Consider the following 14,357-nt stretch of genomic DNA (forward strand, 5'->3'; position numbering starts at 1 on the left):
GAACGTGACCACCGTCCCGCACACCGACACGGCCCAGCCCCCCCGCCCCCGCAGGCCCTTTCCCCTCGGCAGGCTGTTCGCCTACCTCGGCCTCGCGCTCATCATCTTGATCTCGCTGTTCCCGATTTGGATCGTTCTAAAGACGGCGCTGACGCCCACCCGGGCGCTGTTCACCGAGGCCGCGTCGCTGTGGCCGAGCGAGCCCACCCTGATCAACTTCCGGCGGGTGCTGGGGCTGGTCACCCTGGAGGAGGCGCAGGCGGCGGGCGGCTCGGGGAGCGCGGTGAATTTTCTGAACGCGATGAGAAACAGCCTGATCTTCACCGGGCTGATCGTGGTGGGGCAGACCTTCTTCTCGGCGATGGCCGCCTACGCCTTCGCGCGGTTGCGCTTTCCGGGGCGGGACGTGATCTTCACCCTGTTCCTGATCGCCATGATGATTCCGGGGATCGTCCTGTTCATCCCCAACTTCATCACCATCCGCAACCTCGGCTGGCTGAACACGATTCCGGGGATGGTGGCCCCCTTCGTCCTGATGACGCCTTTCGCGGTGTTCTTCCTGCGGCAGTTCTTCCTCTCGCTGCCCCGGGAGACGGAGGAGGCGGCGGTGATCGACGGGGCCGGGCCCTTCACGATCTTCTGGCGGATCACGCTGCCCATGAGCCAGGGCCCCCTCGCCACGCTCGCCATCCTGACGGCGATCGGGATGTGGAACGAGTTCTTCTGGCCCTTCCTGATCGCCAAGGACGAGGCGTCCTACACCCTGCCCGTCGCCCTCCAGGTGTTCCGCACCCAGACGCCGCAGGGCGTGCCCGACTGGACCGGCCTGATGGCGGGCACCTTCGTGGCGGCGGTTCCCGTCTTCCTGCTGCTCGTCTTCCTGGGCCGCCGGGTGGTGGAGTCGCTCGCCTTCAGCGGCACGAAGTAAGGGAGGTCATGTGAAAGGCACCCGCTCCCCACCCTCCCCGCGCGCCCGCACCCTTGCACCGCCCACCCCACTCCCCACGGAGGGACACGTATGAAAAAGCTCCTGACCCTGACCGCCGCCCTGACCGCCCTGACCAGCTCCGCGAGCGCGGCCACCACCCTCCAGTACTGGCTGTGGGACGCCAACCAGCAGCCCGCCTACCAGCAGTGTGCGAACAACTTCACGAGGAAGAACCCCGACATCACGGTCAAGATCACCCAGAAGGGCTGGAACGACTACTGGACGGCCATCACGACGGGCTTTGTGAGCGGCACGGCGCCCGACGTGTTCACCAACCACCTCGCGTACTTCCCCGAGTTCGCCCGGAACAACCAGCTCGTGGATTTAGGCCCCCTGATCAAGCGGGACAAGGTGGCGACGAACATCTACTACCCGGGCCTCGCGCAGCTCTGGACCAAGGACGGCAAGCGCTACGGGCTGCCCAAGGACTTCGATACGGTCGCCATCTTCTACAACGCCGACCTGCTGGCGAAGGCGGGGCTCAAGCCCGCGGACCTCGCCAACCTGACCTGGAACCCGAGAGACGGCGGCACCTGGCAGCGGACCATCGCGCGGCTGACTTTCGACAAGCAGGGGAACAACGGTCTCTCGCCGAAATTCAACAAGAGGCAGGTCGCCCAGTACGGCTACATGACCCCCTACGGGGCGGGCTTCAACGGCCAGACCGAGTGGGCCTTCTACACCGCCACGACCGGCTGGAAGCACAACAACGGCCTGTTCGGCACGAAGTACAACTACGACGACCCCCGCTTCGCCCAGACGATCCAGTGGCTCGCGGACCTCAACCTCAAGCAGGGGCTGATCCCGAGCTTCCAGGAGGTGCAGGCGAGCGGCGGCGACTCGCTCTTCCGCGCGGGCAAGGCCGCCATGGTGACGAACGGGTCGTGGATGATCAGCGACTACACGACCAAGCTGCCCTTCAAGGTCGGCATCGCGCCGCTGCCCAAGGGCCCGGACGGCACCCGCAAGAGCATGTTCAACGGGCTGGCCGACTCGATCTGGGTGGGCTCCAAGAACCAGGACGCGGCGTGGAAGTGGGTCAAGTACCTCGCCTCGGCGGAGTGTCAGAACACCGTCGGGCGCACGGGCGTCGTGCTGCCCGCCATCCCCTCGGCGACCAACCTCGCCGTCGCGGCGCACAAGGCCCGGGGCGTGGACTCCAGCGTCTTCGTGAATCAGGCCAAGGCCAAGAACGGCACCTTCCTCTTCCCGATCACCGACGCCGCCGCGCAGGTCAACGACATCATGACGAGCACCATGCAGCGGGTGTTCCTCGGTCAGGCCAAGGCCGCCGACGTCCTGGGGGACGCCAACGCTAAGGTCAACGCCCTGTTCAAGTAAGGTGAACCGGCGGGGGCTCCCGGTGCTCGCTGGGGGCCCTCCTCCCACCACGTGAGAATTGAACGTTCAACACCTCGCCTCCCACTCTCCTTCAAAAGGTGTCCCATGACCTCTCCCAAAATCGCCATGATCGGTGCGGGCAGCACCGTCTTTGCCAAGAACCTGCTCGGGGACATCCTGGGCTTTCCCGAACTCGCGGGGGCCGACGTGCGCCTCTTCGACATCGACCGGGAGCGGCTCGACGTGACCGAGCAGGTCGCCGGGCGGGTGGCGCGGACGCTCGGCGCGCGGCCCACCGTCACCGCCACGACCGACCGAGAGCGGGCGCTCGACGGGGCCGACTTCGTGATCAACATGATTCAGGTGGGCGGCTACAAGCCCGCCACCGTGACCGACTTCGAGGTCCCGAAGCGCTACGGCCTGCGCCAGACCATCGCGGACACGCTGGGGGTGGGCGGCATCATGCGGGCGCTGCGCACCGTGCCCGTGCTGCTCGACATGAGCCGCGACATGGAGCGGCTGTGCCCGGACACGCTGCACCTGAACTACGTCAACCCGATGGCGATGAACATCTGGGGCCTCGCGCGGCAGACCCCCATCAAGACGGTCGGGCTGTGCCACTCGGTGCAGCACACGGCCTACGAGCTGTCGCAAGACCTCGGCATCCCGGTCGAGGAGATCGACTTCCTCTGCGCGGGGATCAACCACATGGCCTTTTACCTGAAGTTCGAGCACCGGGGCGAGGACCTCTACCCCCGGCTGATGGAGCTGGCCGAGTCCGGCAACGTTCCGGCCTGGAACCGGGTGCGCTACGAGATGCTGCGGCGGCTCGGGTACTTCGTCACGGAGTCGAGCGAGCACTTCTCGGAGTACGTGCCGTACTTCATCAAGCGGGGGCGCGAGGACCTCGTGGAGCGGTTCAACGTGCCGCTGGACGAGTACCCGCGCCGCTGTGAGGTGCAGATCGAGGGCTGGGAGACGCTGCGGGAGAAATTGCAGGACAAGGACGCGCCGCTGGAGGTCAAGCGCAGCGTGGAGTACGGCTCCCTGATCATTCACAGCATGGTGACCGGGCAGCCGCGCGTGATCTACGGCAACGTGATGAACAGCCCCCAGGGCGGCAGCGCGGGCAAATTGATCACCAACCTGCCCGACGAGTGCAGCGTGGAAGTTCCCTGCCTGGTGGACCGCCAGGGCATCCAGCCCACCCGCGTCGGGCGGATTCCGCCGCAGCTCGCCGCCCTGATGCAGACGAACATCAACGTGCAAGCTCTCACGGTCGAAGCCCTCGTCACCGGCAAGCGCGAGCACATCTACCACGCGGCGATGCTCGATCCCCACACCGCCGCCGAACTCGACCTCGACCAGATCTGGGCCCTGGTGGACGACCTGCTCGCCGAGCACGGCGACTGGGTGCCCCAGGAACTGCGCACGGAGCTGGCGGCGGACTGAGAGCCTGTCTGGAAAACGTCTCGGAGGGTGTCCCCGAAAGGTCACCCTCCCCGGTCCCCTGATCTGTGCATCTCGGCCCGGTGGGTGACCGGCCCCTGCGCCCGTCGAGGCATCGTGGATGCCAGGGTGCCACCTTCTGCGTCAAACGTGGCGGGGGGTCGTGGCGCCTGTTCCCCTCTGGAAGACGGTGGGCGACTCTTTCCGGCGGTGGAAGCACGGTGGGTTGTGGGAGCGCCGCGTCGGTGTGCTCCGGGCGCAGACACGCCAGGCCCGGGGACGAAACGCCGTGCCGAACGCCGACAGAGTGGAGTCGAGGAGCGTGAAGACCTCGCTCCCCGGGGAGCCACGCGGACAGGCTACCGGGGGAGAGCCGCGTCGAACACGATGAGCCCCCCTCCAGACGATTTCGCCGGGGGCTGGGCGGCGCTGTAGATGATCAAACTCTGGCGGGGACCCGGTTCGGCGACGGCCACGGGCGGCGCGGAAGGTCTGACGCGCGGGAGCGGTGACTGACGAGGGGGCGGCGTGGCCTGAGCACGGCTGGCCTGCGGCGGCGTGACCAGCGGCGGTTTCGGTCCGGCGGGCGGACGGGCTGGAGCCGGGCCCGCTGCCACCGGCACGCCGCGGCCAGGACCGACCGTGGCGCCTGCGGCGAAGTGCGGGTAGACGCCGAGCACCTTGCGCACGTACGCCTGGGTCTCCGCGTAGGGCGGCACACCCTGGTAGCGCTGGACGGCTCCGGGCCCGGCATTGTACGCGGCCAGGGCGTGGGTCCAGTTCTGAAACTGGTCCCACATCTGGCGAAGGTACCGGGCGGCTCCGTACACGTTCTGATGCGGATCGTGCGGATCGACGCCCAGGGCGGCGGCGGTCTTGGGCATCAGTTGCCCCAGGCCCAGGGCGCCCACCGGACTGACCGCGTTGGTGCAGAAATGACTCTCGGTCCACAGGAGGGCGCGGAGCAGTCCCTGGTCGATGCCGAACGTTTTGGCCGAGCGCTGGACCGATGCCTGAACGTCCGGACTCAGCGGGCCGCAGGCCAGGGCGGGGGAACAACCTCCGCACAGCAGCAGCCAAAGGGCGCGGTTCATGCGCCGGAGCTTAGGGGACCGGCTGGCGGCGAAGCGGTATTGCGCCACATCCCCGGCGACCGGGGGCCCTGGCCTGGCCCGGCGCCGGGCCGCGACCGACGCTCGCCCAGCCGACGGCCCCGCGCACGGAGGCACGCCCGCGCCCCACCGCAAAGGAGGCCGTCTGGTGAAGGGTGACCGGGCTGGGCCGTGTGCGATTTTGCCCCGCGAGGGGTCCGGCCTGCGTCCACCCTGTCCCCATGACGACTTCGAACCTGTCGCGGTTGCCGGTGGCCCGTCCCGGCATTGGCCCGGTTCACGCCCTGCTGGCCCTGGGGACGGCCCTGACCCTGCTGGGCGTGAGCGTGGCCGCGCTGCCGGTGGCGCTGCACCTGGCGCTGGCCTGCGTCCTGCCACGCCGCACCGAGGGGCAGACCATACGCGCCATCGTGCTGCTCTCGGTCACGGCGGCGTCGGCGGCCTGGGCCGCCGCAGGGGGCGTGGTGTGCGGCGACGGCTGGGCGCTGCTGGCCGCCAGCCTCTATCTGGGCGGCCTGAGCGTGCTGACGTTGCGGCGCTGACTCCCACGGCGGTGGGTCGAGGACGAATCCGGGCGAGGCGAGCGGCGAACCGCCCCGGAGGCGTGGGGCAGGACGAGTCCGGGGGAAGCGACCCCCCGGTTTCGCCTGGACGCCTGTGGCCTTCACGGGTGATGGCGAGCTGAGGGCCAAGGCGGGAGTCGGAACACAACCCCGCGTCGGGAAGCCAGCTCGCGTTGGACGGCACCCTGCCGCTCCTGCCGCAGCTCATTTTCTGTGCTCAGTCCCCAGCCGTGAGGTGGTCTTGGGCACTCGACCTGCCATTTGGCCGGGAGGAGAGGCAAGGAATCCGGCGATCAGGACAGGACCGGCAGGATTTCGCGGCACCTGCGGGTCGAGCGCCCGTCACCGTGCCGACGTCAGTGCGACCCCGCCGAGCCCGGTTCCGGTCCCGTGACGGCTTACCGGGCGCCTCGCACAGCCGCGCCGTGTGGTCACCCGACACGGGTGGTGCGGAAGCCGGGGCTCAGGGTGCGCGGTCGGTGTCGGCGCTGAGCGCCCCCGTGGACTGCACGATCAGGTCGGACCCACCCGCGTCGGCACCCGCGCCGCTGGGCGCGAAGGTGGACAGGGGCCCGGCCTGTTCGGTGGCCGCCGGGCGGTCGCCCTCATACACCACGAGTGGAGCCAACGTGACCTGTGCCTCAGCCGCCGGCTGGGCCGTCACACGCGCGGGCGGAGGCGGGGCCGGACGTGGGGAGGGGGCCTCCTGCCGGGCCGGTGGCGAGGCCAGCGCCGCGGAAGGGGCTGGCCCGCTCTGCGTGGCCGGGCGGGGGCGGCGCGGCGGGGTCTGTGACCCACGGTTGGCCGCAGGCGGGGGCGCCGCAGCCTGCGCCTGCACCCTGCGGGATGGGGCTGGCGGTGAGGGCGCCACCACCGGGGTCGGCGTGGCCGGACGGGGACGTGCGACGGGCACGGACGGCGTGATGACCGGCTTCGGGGCCGCGGCTGGTCGCCGTGGCGTCGCCGGGGCCCGGGCCTGCACCGCCGCGGAGCCCCCCCCGGCGGCTGGGGTGGGCGCCGTGACGGGCGTGGGCCTCGTTCCCGTCACCGGGGGGGCGGAGGGCGCCGGAGACGTCACGGCGACGGTGGGGCGAGGGGCAGGCGTGGTCGCTGGGGCGGTGACCGGAGACGGGGCCGCCCCCGGACCCGTGCGGGTGATCCGGTCGGTCGCCTCGCGCTCCGGCATCGGCGCACCCCACATCAGGGCGCCGAGCAGGGCCGCGCCCCACACGCGCCGCGCCGTGACCGCCGGTGGACTCGACAGCGGCGAGCCGTGCCACACCCCCTCCTGCGGTGGTCGTGGACCCGCGGGCAGAGCGAACGTGGCGATGACCCGGGCGTACACCTCGGGATGCCGGAGTTCCAGTTCGTCCAGGGCCACGGCGAACTCGGGCGAGCGTTCGTCGGGAAGCGCCGCACCCAGCACCCCCTCGGCGGCGCGGCGGGTCGCAAGGTCGACAGGCGTCAGGATGTCCACGGTCCCTCCAGTGTCCCTTCCGCTGGGCACGTTGCTCGTGACAGTTCACTATAAACTACGGCTGTGACCCGGGCAGGACGTGTCCTCGCGAACAACGGCCAAGGGTGCCGGACCTGAGCAGGCGGTGAACGGCGTGCCGTGGTCGTGGCTGCTGGCCCTGGGCAGCCTGGCTGCCGACCCGGCGGGAGCCACCGGGCGCTGGGTCTGGGTGTCTGGTCTCGTCCTGGGTCTGCTCGCCGGACTGTGGTGGCTCCGGAGCCCCGCCGCCCGCCGGTCCGCCCGGACCTTCTGGGAGTACCGGCGGCCAGGTCGCCTCGCGCGCGGCTACCTGGGCGTGATCCAGCCGGGCGTGGCCCTGCGGCCAGAAGAGAACCAGCGCTGTCAGCATATGCTGGTGGAGGCCCGGACGCCCGCCGAGGTAGCCGAGCGGTACGTTCAGCCGAACCTGCTGCTCGACGCCCACGAGGGCGTGAGTGTGGTGATGTTCGACCTCGGGGCGGAGGCGCCCGCCGATCTGCGCCCGCTGCTGCCCGCCTTCGTGCCGGGACATGACGTGCAGGTGTTCGCGCCGTATGAGCCGTTCACCCTGCACTTCCCGCTGCTGGCCGGAATCCGGAGCGAGGACGACGCGGCTGGGCTGGCCGCCGCGCTGATCCCGGGCTCGGCGGCGGGTGCCCCGCTGGCGCTGCGGGCCGAGCGCGCCCTGCTGGAAGGGTTGCTGCTGGACGGCGGCCTGCGCTCAGGCGGCCTGGGCGACCTGCTCGCGCTGGCCCGGGCCGGGCCCGACGCCCTGAGCGTGCATCTGGCCCAGGCGGCCCGGCCCGCCCGGCAACGCACCCACCTGTATTTCAGCCTGCGGCACGAGCAGCAGACCAGCCTGGCGAGCGCGCTGGCCCGCACCCTGGCCGCCTTCGGGGACGGGGCCGTGGACCGGGCGACCCGGTCCGCAGAGCGGCCCGGCGCCGAACTCGACCTGGCGGGCGCGCTGACCCGGCCCGCCGCCGTCTACCTGCGCCTCCCGCCGGCGGTGGCCGGCACGGAGTCGGGGCGGGCGCTGCTGCGGGCGCTGCGACACACGGTGCTGCGGACCCTGCGGCAGGCCGGAACCCAGACGGGAGGAGCCCCCCCCCAGCATGTCAGCGTGTACCTGCCGGGACCGCTGGAGGGCGACACGCCGCTGCCGGACCTGGCTCCCGATCTCGCCGCGCTGCGCCTGACCCGGGTGGCCTGCCACCTGGTCCGGCGGCCCGACCCGTCGCCCCGGGCCCGACCGGAGACAGGGCTGGTCGGGCACACCCTGCGGCTGGGGGCACCGCCCCACCGGCCCGCCGAGCTGTGGCTGGCCGACGGGCGGCACACGCGGGTGTGGCTGCCGGGCCCGCGTGAGCGGCGGCTGGGCCCGGTGTCCAACCCGCTGTTCGGCGCCTGGCGTCGGCTGCGGGCCGTTGCGGCGCCGGAAGGACTGGACCTGACGCGGGATCTCGTCTTGCGTCACCAACTGGCCGACCGGGCCGAGCGGGTCGCGCGGACTCCGGGCGGCCAGGATGCGAAGCTGCTGGAGGCCGCCTTCCTGGAGTGGATCGACCGGCGGATTCACGCCGGGCCGTCCGGGGCGCCGCAGGATGCACCCCAGGCCCAGGCCGAGCGGTGGGTGGGGCAGGGTTGGCTGGCGTCCGCGGGTCCGCACGCGCCGCCCGTCCTCACGCGGGGCGGCCTGGAACTGCTGGGCCCGGACCGCGAGCGGGCGTGGGCGGCCCTGCCCCCCACAGTCCTGCCCGCCCCATCGCCGCTCCCCCCTCGCCCGGAGCCGCAGGATCAGGAGGTCGAGAATCCGGTGCTGGCCCGCCACAGCCGCCTGCTGGCCCTGCTGGCCCAGCACCGTGACCTCACTCCCGCCCAGTTCGTGGCGCTGACCGACCTGCCCGAGACCACGGTCCGCCGTGACCTGGGGATTTTGGAGGCCAGCGGTCAGGTACGCAGCACCCGCACGGCGGGCAAGCGGTATTTCCGCCTGGTGTCCGCTCAGGGAGCCGAAGACCGGAACGACGCCGCGACCCGGCAGCACGACGACTGAAGGGAGTCTCGGTCCCCGGGCGTGCCGGACGGTGTGGCGGGCCGTGGCGCAGGCCCCGCACCCACCCCCCCGGGGTCCCACCCCGGTCGACCCCTCTCCGGGAACTGTGGGACCGGCAAAGACCCCGGGGGGAAGGGGAGGGGCCCCTGCTGGTGTACGTCGCCGCCCCCGCCCGACGCGGGGTTCTGTTCCAGGTTCGTCTTGACCACCCCTCGGTTGCCCACGAGAGCGGACCTCTCCGGGCGAGCTGCCGGGGAGACCGGTCCTCCCCCCCCCCCGCGCGGACACGGACCACGGCGGCAGGTGAGGGCAGCCGACCGTTGCTCAAGGTGGCCTGCGCCGCTGGCGGATGGCCTGCGCCGGTCGGGGCCTGGGCAGTGGGGGATCCGCCACGACCCGCCACGCCGTGCTGGGGGGGCTCGGGCCCCCGGCGGACGGGCTGACCGGGCCGCCACTCGTCCGCCACGGGGGCTCATTTGCCTCATGTGGTGGGTGAGCGACCCCTCATGGCGGATTTCTACAGTCGCCCCAAGACCCACAGCTCGCCGCCCGCAGCTCCCCGGACCCCGGAGGTCGGAGGCTTTCCACGCCTTCGCCGCCCGCCCTTCTCCCAGAGACCCGCTCAGGAGGTGAACCATGTGGGACCATCACCGCGCCGCCCCAGGCCGCCAGACCCCGCATGGGGGAGGGCGCAGATGTTCGAGTTGAGCTTTTCCACGGGCAGCGCGGCGCGGCGGGTGTCCGGCAGCGTCCGGACGGACCAGTCCGCCCCCCCGGCCCCAGCATCTGTGGGAGCGGCACCCATGGGGGCGGTCGCCGACCCGGTTCAGGCCCCGACCCCACCCTTCCTTCCACTGGTCACCCCCTTCCCCAGGACCGGTTGAGCGCCGGTGGGCTTTTGCCCGGGGCGGCGCCGGTGGGCATGCTGTACTCGTCGCGGGAGGCCAGGATGATTCAGTCTGGATGGAGGATTCGGGGCCCCGGGGTCGCGTCCCTGCTCGCCTGTCTCAGCCTGAGCGGGCAGGCGGCTCCCGCGCCCGACCGGCAGACCCTGGCCTCGGCCCAGGCGGTCGGGGCCAGCCTGTACGCGGCCACGGGGGAGGTGCTCCTGGTCACGCCGACGCTGCGGTCCCGGGAGGTGGCCGAGGGTCTGCGCCGCGCCGCCACCGAACGGGGCGTGAACGTCTACCTGCTCGCCGACGCCCGGTTCGTTGGCGAGGGGGCCAGCTACCTGGGGGGCCTGAGCCTGATTCCGCGAATCCAGGTGCGACTGGTCCGCGGCCTGCGGGGCGCCCGCGCGACCATCGACCGCCGGGTGCTGCTGAGCGGGCCGCTGCTGGCCGATGTGGTCAGTCCGCTCCGGGGCGAGCCCACCGTGGCGGTTCGGGAGCCGCGGGCCGTGGCGCAGGCCAGCGCGTGGTTTACCCGGACCTGGAACACCGCCGCGCCCTACCGCTACCGTCCCCCCACGCCCCCGGCGCGGGCACGCTGACGGCGGGTGCCCACCTCCAGCGTCCACCCCGCCCGCGCCTGAAAGGAGCCGTATGCTCACCTCCCGCACCCGCCCGGCCCGGCGCCCCGGACCCCCCGCCCTCCGCCGCCTGCCGCTGGGCAGCGTGGCCGTCAGGCTGCTGACCGCGACCATCGGGGGGCTGGGCCTGCTCGCCCTCGCGCTGCACCTGTACCTTCCCGCGCTGCTCCTGTGGTCGACCGCGGTGGTCCTGGTCAGTGTCCGCCAACTGGCCGAGCAGTCCCGCGTCGCCAACGCCCGCTTCGAGGAGATGGCCCGTGAGCTGCGGCTGATCCGCCAGGGGCTGGCGCTCCAGGCCGGGGCCACCGGGACCCGTGAGGGCGCGTCCGGACCCGCCGACCCGGACGCGCCGCGCACGTGACCGCGGTGAGCCCGCCCGGCCTCCCCCCCGCGGACCCGGCGGCCTGGGCGCCGGGGGAGCCCGTCTCCGGCGAGGGCCAGCCGCCGGGCCCGGCCATCGACGGCGTGGAGCTGCTGCTGCGGATGTTGCCCGGGTGGGTCCGGATGCTGGCCGAGCGGCATCAGGACGGCCTGGAGGAGATCGTCATGGACCTGGGCAAGCCGCTGGCGCTGCGGGTCAGCGAGCGGCACCTGCTTGTGGACCGCGAGGTCGAGGAGCGCGACCTCGACTACGTGGTGGACCGGGCCGGGCAGTTCCGGGCCGACAACCGCCTGGGCATCGAGCGCACGCTGCACCGCATCAGCGCCAAGCGTGACCGCTACGACAGCCTGGACGGCCTGACCCTGCGGGTGGCCCGGATGGTCTACGGGGTGGCCGAGCCGCTGCGCCCCTACGTGGACGGCGACCAGGGCATCATGCTGATCGGTCCGCCCGGCGTCGGCAAGACCACCCTGCTGCGCGACATGGTGCGGATGCTGGCCGAGCGGCGTGGTCCGCGGGTCATCGTGATCGACACCTCGAACGAGATCGGCGGGGACGGCAGGCTGGTCCACCCCGGCCTGGGGTCCGCCCGGCGGATGCAGGTGCCCAGCCCGGACCGGCAGGCCGCCGTGATCATGCAGGCCATCGCCAACCACGGCCCGGAGGTGCTGGTCTGCGACGAGATCGGCTACCACGGGGACGTGGCCGTGCTTCAGACCGCCGGGCGGCGCGGCGTCCACGTGATCGCCACCGCCCACGGGCGGGTCTTTCAGGACGTGCTGGAAAACCCGGTGCTGCACCCGCTGCTGGGCGACCTCGACCTGGGCGCGGGCCAGCGCCGCTCCCGGCCCATCTTCGACGTCGCGGTGGAAATCCGGGCCAAGAACCGCTGGCTGGTCCACCCGAGCGTGGCCGCCTCGGTCGACGCGCTGCTGATGCAGGCGGAGCTGCCGACCGTGCCGCTGGGGGAGTGGTGACCCGGGAAAAGGTCCGGGACGGGGCCAGGCCGGGCGGGCGGCCTGCGGAAAAGGCCCCGGAATCCCGCAGGAACACCTCTTCACCAAGGAGTCACACCATGTCCCTCTTCCCCCACCGCCCCGCCGCATCTCCCCTGATCGCCGTGACCCTGGCCGCCCTGCTCGCGGGCTGTGGTCAGCCGACCGGCCCCGTGAACTCGTCCGGGCGCGGTTCGGCGGGCACCCTCGCCGGGCAGGCCCTGCCGGGGCAGGCCACCCCGGACGCCACCCCGAGGGACGCGGGAGTGGTGCGGCAGACGCTCTTCACCGATCAGGCACCCGAGCTGGGCGACTTCAGCGAGCACCGCAGCTATGAGCTGGGCACGCGCGTGCGCCCGCTCGCCAACGGACGCCTCTACGCCATCCGGTACTTCAAGGCGCCCGGCGAGACCGCCGTGCCGTGCGGGGGCTGCGACCACACGCACACCGGGCGGGTCTGGTCCAACGACGGGCGGCTTCTGGCGACGGCCCGCTTCCTCGGCGAGAGCGCCCCCGGTTGGCAGGAAGCCCAGCTCGACCACCCGCTCGCCGTGCAGCTCAACGAGACGTACGTCGTCACGGTGGACGTGAACTCGCATTACGTCGTCACCGTGGGCGGCCTGCAAGGCGGCCTCCTGAACGGCAAGCTCTTCGCCCCCAGCGAGGCGCGCTGCTCGCCCGAGACCGGCGCGGTGAGGGTCTGCGACCCCGGCGTCGTCCGCACGAACGGCGTGTACGGCGACCTCGGGCAGTTCCCGACCCAGACCTACCGGAGCAGCAACTATTTCCGCGACGTGGTGTTCGGCAAGGTCTGGAGCATCAACGTTGGTGGAGGCGCCGTGAAGTGGTTCGGCCCCGACCGCCTCCCGGGCAGCTCCCGCGACGGCGGCGGTCCCACAGGTCAGGTCTACACCACGGGGACCAGGATCGACACGGGGGGTGTGAGCTTCCCGGCGCCGCAGGCGGTGTACCAGAGCGAGCGCTGGTGCGAGCAGGGCTGCACCTTCGGCCTGACGGGCACCGACGCCGACAGAGTGCCCACGTTCACGGCGGGCACCCCGTACAGGGTGCGGCTGCACTTCGCCGAGATCTACTTCTCCCGGCCCGGCCAGCGAAAGTTCGACGTGAGCATCAACGGGCAACGCGTGTTGAGTGACTTCGACATCGTGGCCGAGGCGGGTGGTCCCAACAGGGCCATCGTGAAGGAGTTCGTGGTGCAGCCGGGCGGTGGCCCCCCGCCAAGCACCTTCATCGACATCGGTCTCTTGGTCGGGTCCGCCAACTTCCCGAAGCTCAGCGGCATCGAGATTCTGCCCGCCCAGTAGGGCCGCCCAGTAAGGACGAGACGCCGGGGAGGGCCATGTACGGCCTTCCCCGGTTCAGGTGAGGCTAGGCGGTCAGGGTCCTGATCCGGTCCTGAAACAGCGCCGACCAGGGTCCGGGACGGTCCAGCAGCAAACCGTAGAGCCGGTAGAGGGCCAGTTCGGTTCGGTAAAGCCGGTGACCGAGCTGGGCGATCTGGAGTTCGCGTTTCGCGCGCCGCACTCCCGGAATGGAGCGCAGGGCCTCCAGATCATAAGCGTACAAGATGTTGCAGATGCCCACGTCCGCGAGCGCGAGCGCCACGGGGAGCCCCAGTTCCTTCACCACGTCCCCGGAGCGGCACTCTTCGAGCAGCGCCTGGACGGCGGTACTCCACGCCTGGAGCGCCGGAACGAGCTGGGGATCGGCGGAGGCCGCCGGACGGATGAGCATGGCCTGCAAAGTGGAGAGCATAAGACGACCCAGAAACAACGTGCGGGCAGAGAAGACCGCCTGCCTGTCCAGTGTCGGTGCCGCAGCCGGTTCGGACGGGTGAAATCTCCCCCAGACGTAAGGAGGCCGGGGACCCTCGCGGGTGCTCGCCAGGCCAGCACGAAAAACCGGGGAACGCAGGAGAGACCTGTGTTTCCCGGTCGGGGTGGAGCCTTTACGCGAGCAACCGCTCGATGTCGGCCCTCAATTTCGCGGACCATGGGTCCTGCTGGTCCCTGATGAGTTCATGTAGCGTGGAGAGAGCCTTGACCTGCCTGTGCAGATCGCCGTCAATACGTGTGACCCGCTCCAGGAGTACAGAGGGCGGACGTGACCTCTCGAAGGCGCATCTCAACGATGCGATCTCGTGTCGCAGGACGAGGTTGCACAGCCTCAGCTCGGCCAGGACAACGCCGGTATCCCCGGTCGCCCAGTGCTGGTATGCGTGAAACAGGCGGCTCATTTCGTCATACCAGACGTAGAGGTCAAAAATCAGTCCCTCGACGGACAGGAGATCAGCAATATGCCGTTGAAGCTTCATAAACATGATGGAGCCGGTAAACAACACGCCAGCAGCCAGGCTGCTCGCCTCCAGAGTCTCCCACCACCCTTCTGTCCGACCGGGCGAAACCGCACGTCACCTACCCAACG

At 71.3% G+C, this 14,357-nt stretch carries 13 protein-coding genes; 9 read left to right on the forward strand and 4 right to left on the reverse strand.

Annotated elements, in window-relative coordinates; genetic code table 11:
- The first annotated feature begins 4 nt into the window (after positions 1 to 4).
- The 3 genes from A7B18_RS15325 to melA all read left to right on the forward strand — a co-directional run bounded on the left by A7B18_RS15325 (position 5) and on the right by melA (position 3,781).
- Complete coding sequence (locus A7B18_RS15325) at positions 5 to 928, forward strand: carbohydrate ABC transporter permease (RefSeq protein WP_102127573.1); 924 nt, start codon at positions 5 to 7, stop codon at positions 926 to 928.
- 90 nt (positions 929 to 1,018) lie between these two features.
- Positions 1,019 to 2,329, forward strand: a complete 1,311-nt coding sequence (locus A7B18_RS15330) for an ABC transporter substrate-binding protein (protein WP_102127574.1) — start codon at positions 1,019 to 1,021, stop codon at positions 2,327 to 2,329.
- Between the two features lie 105 nt (positions 2,330 to 2,434).
- A complete protein-coding gene (melA, locus tag A7B18_RS15335; RefSeq protein WP_102127575.1) occupies positions 2,435 to 3,781 on the forward strand; it encodes an alpha-glucosidase/alpha-galactosidase in 1,347 nt (448 codons plus the stop codon).
- Positions 3,782 to 4,137: 356 nt separating this feature from the next.
- Here the strand turns inward: melA and A7B18_RS15340 are convergent, their stop codons facing one another.
- Entirely contained in the window at positions 4,138 to 4,872 is a 735-nt protein-coding gene (locus tag A7B18_RS15340) for a lytic transglycosylase domain-containing protein (protein ID WP_102127576.1), read from the reverse strand.
- 239 nt (positions 4,873 to 5,111) lie between these two features.
- Here A7B18_RS15340 and A7B18_RS15345 point away from each other — a divergent pair, with 239 nt between their 5' ends.
- On the forward strand, positions 5,112 to 5,432 hold the full coding sequence (locus tag A7B18_RS15345) for a hypothetical protein (protein ID WP_102127577.1): 321 nt from the start codon (positions 5,112 to 5,114) through the stop codon (positions 5,430 to 5,432).
- Between the two features lie 484 nt (positions 5,433 to 5,916).
- Here the strand turns inward: A7B18_RS15345 and A7B18_RS21520 are convergent, their stop codons facing one another.
- Positions 5,917 to 6,930, reverse strand: a complete 1,014-nt coding sequence (locus tag A7B18_RS21520; RefSeq protein WP_146009556.1) for a hypothetical protein — start codon at positions 6,928 to 6,930, stop codon at positions 5,917 to 5,919.
- A 124-nt stretch (positions 6,931 to 7,054) separates the two neighbouring features.
- Here A7B18_RS21520 and A7B18_RS22910 point away from each other — a divergent pair, with 124 nt between their 5' ends.
- The 5 genes from A7B18_RS22910 (at position 7,055) to A7B18_RS15370 (ending at position 13,237) form a co-directional block, all read left to right on the forward strand.
- The gene (locus A7B18_RS22910; protein WP_102127578.1) at positions 7,055 to 9,004 is read left to right on the forward strand and encodes a DeoR family transcriptional regulator; all 1,950 of its coding nucleotides are present in this window, start codon (positions 7,055 to 7,057) and stop codon (positions 9,002 to 9,004) included.
- Between the two features lie 949 nt (positions 9,005 to 9,953).
- Positions 9,954 to 10,496: a phospholipase D-like domain-containing protein gene (locus tag A7B18_RS15355; protein WP_102127579.1), complete on the forward strand. Its 543-nt coding sequence runs from the start codon at positions 9,954 to 9,956 to the stop codon at positions 10,494 to 10,496.
- Between the two features lie 52 nt (positions 10,497 to 10,548).
- Entirely contained in the window at positions 10,549 to 10,896 is a 348-nt protein-coding gene (locus tag A7B18_RS15360; protein ID WP_102127580.1) for a hypothetical protein, read from the forward strand.
- Entirely contained in the window at positions 10,893 to 11,894 is a 1,002-nt protein-coding gene (locus tag A7B18_RS15365) for an AAA family ATPase (protein ID WP_219722144.1), read from the forward strand. The genes A7B18_RS15360 and A7B18_RS15365 overlap by 4 nt, the downstream gene beginning before the upstream one ends.
- 98 nt (positions 11,895 to 11,992) lie before the next feature.
- Positions 11,993 to 13,237 carry a DUF4082 domain-containing protein gene (locus tag A7B18_RS15370; protein ID WP_102127581.1) on the forward strand — a complete coding sequence of 415 codons (1,245 nt, stop codon included), beginning with the start codon at positions 11,993 to 11,995 and terminating at the stop codon, positions 13,235 to 13,237.
- Positions 13,238 to 13,301: 64 nt separating this feature from the next.
- On the opposite strand, the gene A7B18_RS15375 is transcribed toward A7B18_RS15370, so the two are convergent.
- Together A7B18_RS15375 and A7B18_RS15380 are read right to left on the reverse strand one after the other, a co-directional pair.
- Positions 13,302 to 13,676, reverse strand: a complete 375-nt coding sequence (locus tag A7B18_RS15375) for a hypothetical protein (protein ID WP_146009557.1) — start codon at positions 13,674 to 13,676, stop codon at positions 13,302 to 13,304.
- 205 nt (positions 13,677 to 13,881) lie between these two features.
- Positions 13,882 to 14,274, reverse strand: coding sequence for a hypothetical protein (locus tag A7B18_RS15380; RefSeq protein WP_102127583.1), 393 nt, complete (start codon positions 14,272 to 14,274; stop codon positions 13,882 to 13,884).
- Positions 14,275 to 14,357 lie beyond the last annotated feature (83 nt).

This window comes from Deinococcus planocerae, assembly GCF_002869765.1.
Lineage (GTDB): Bacteria > Deinococcota > Deinococci > Deinococcales > Deinococcaceae > Deinococcus > Deinococcus planocerae.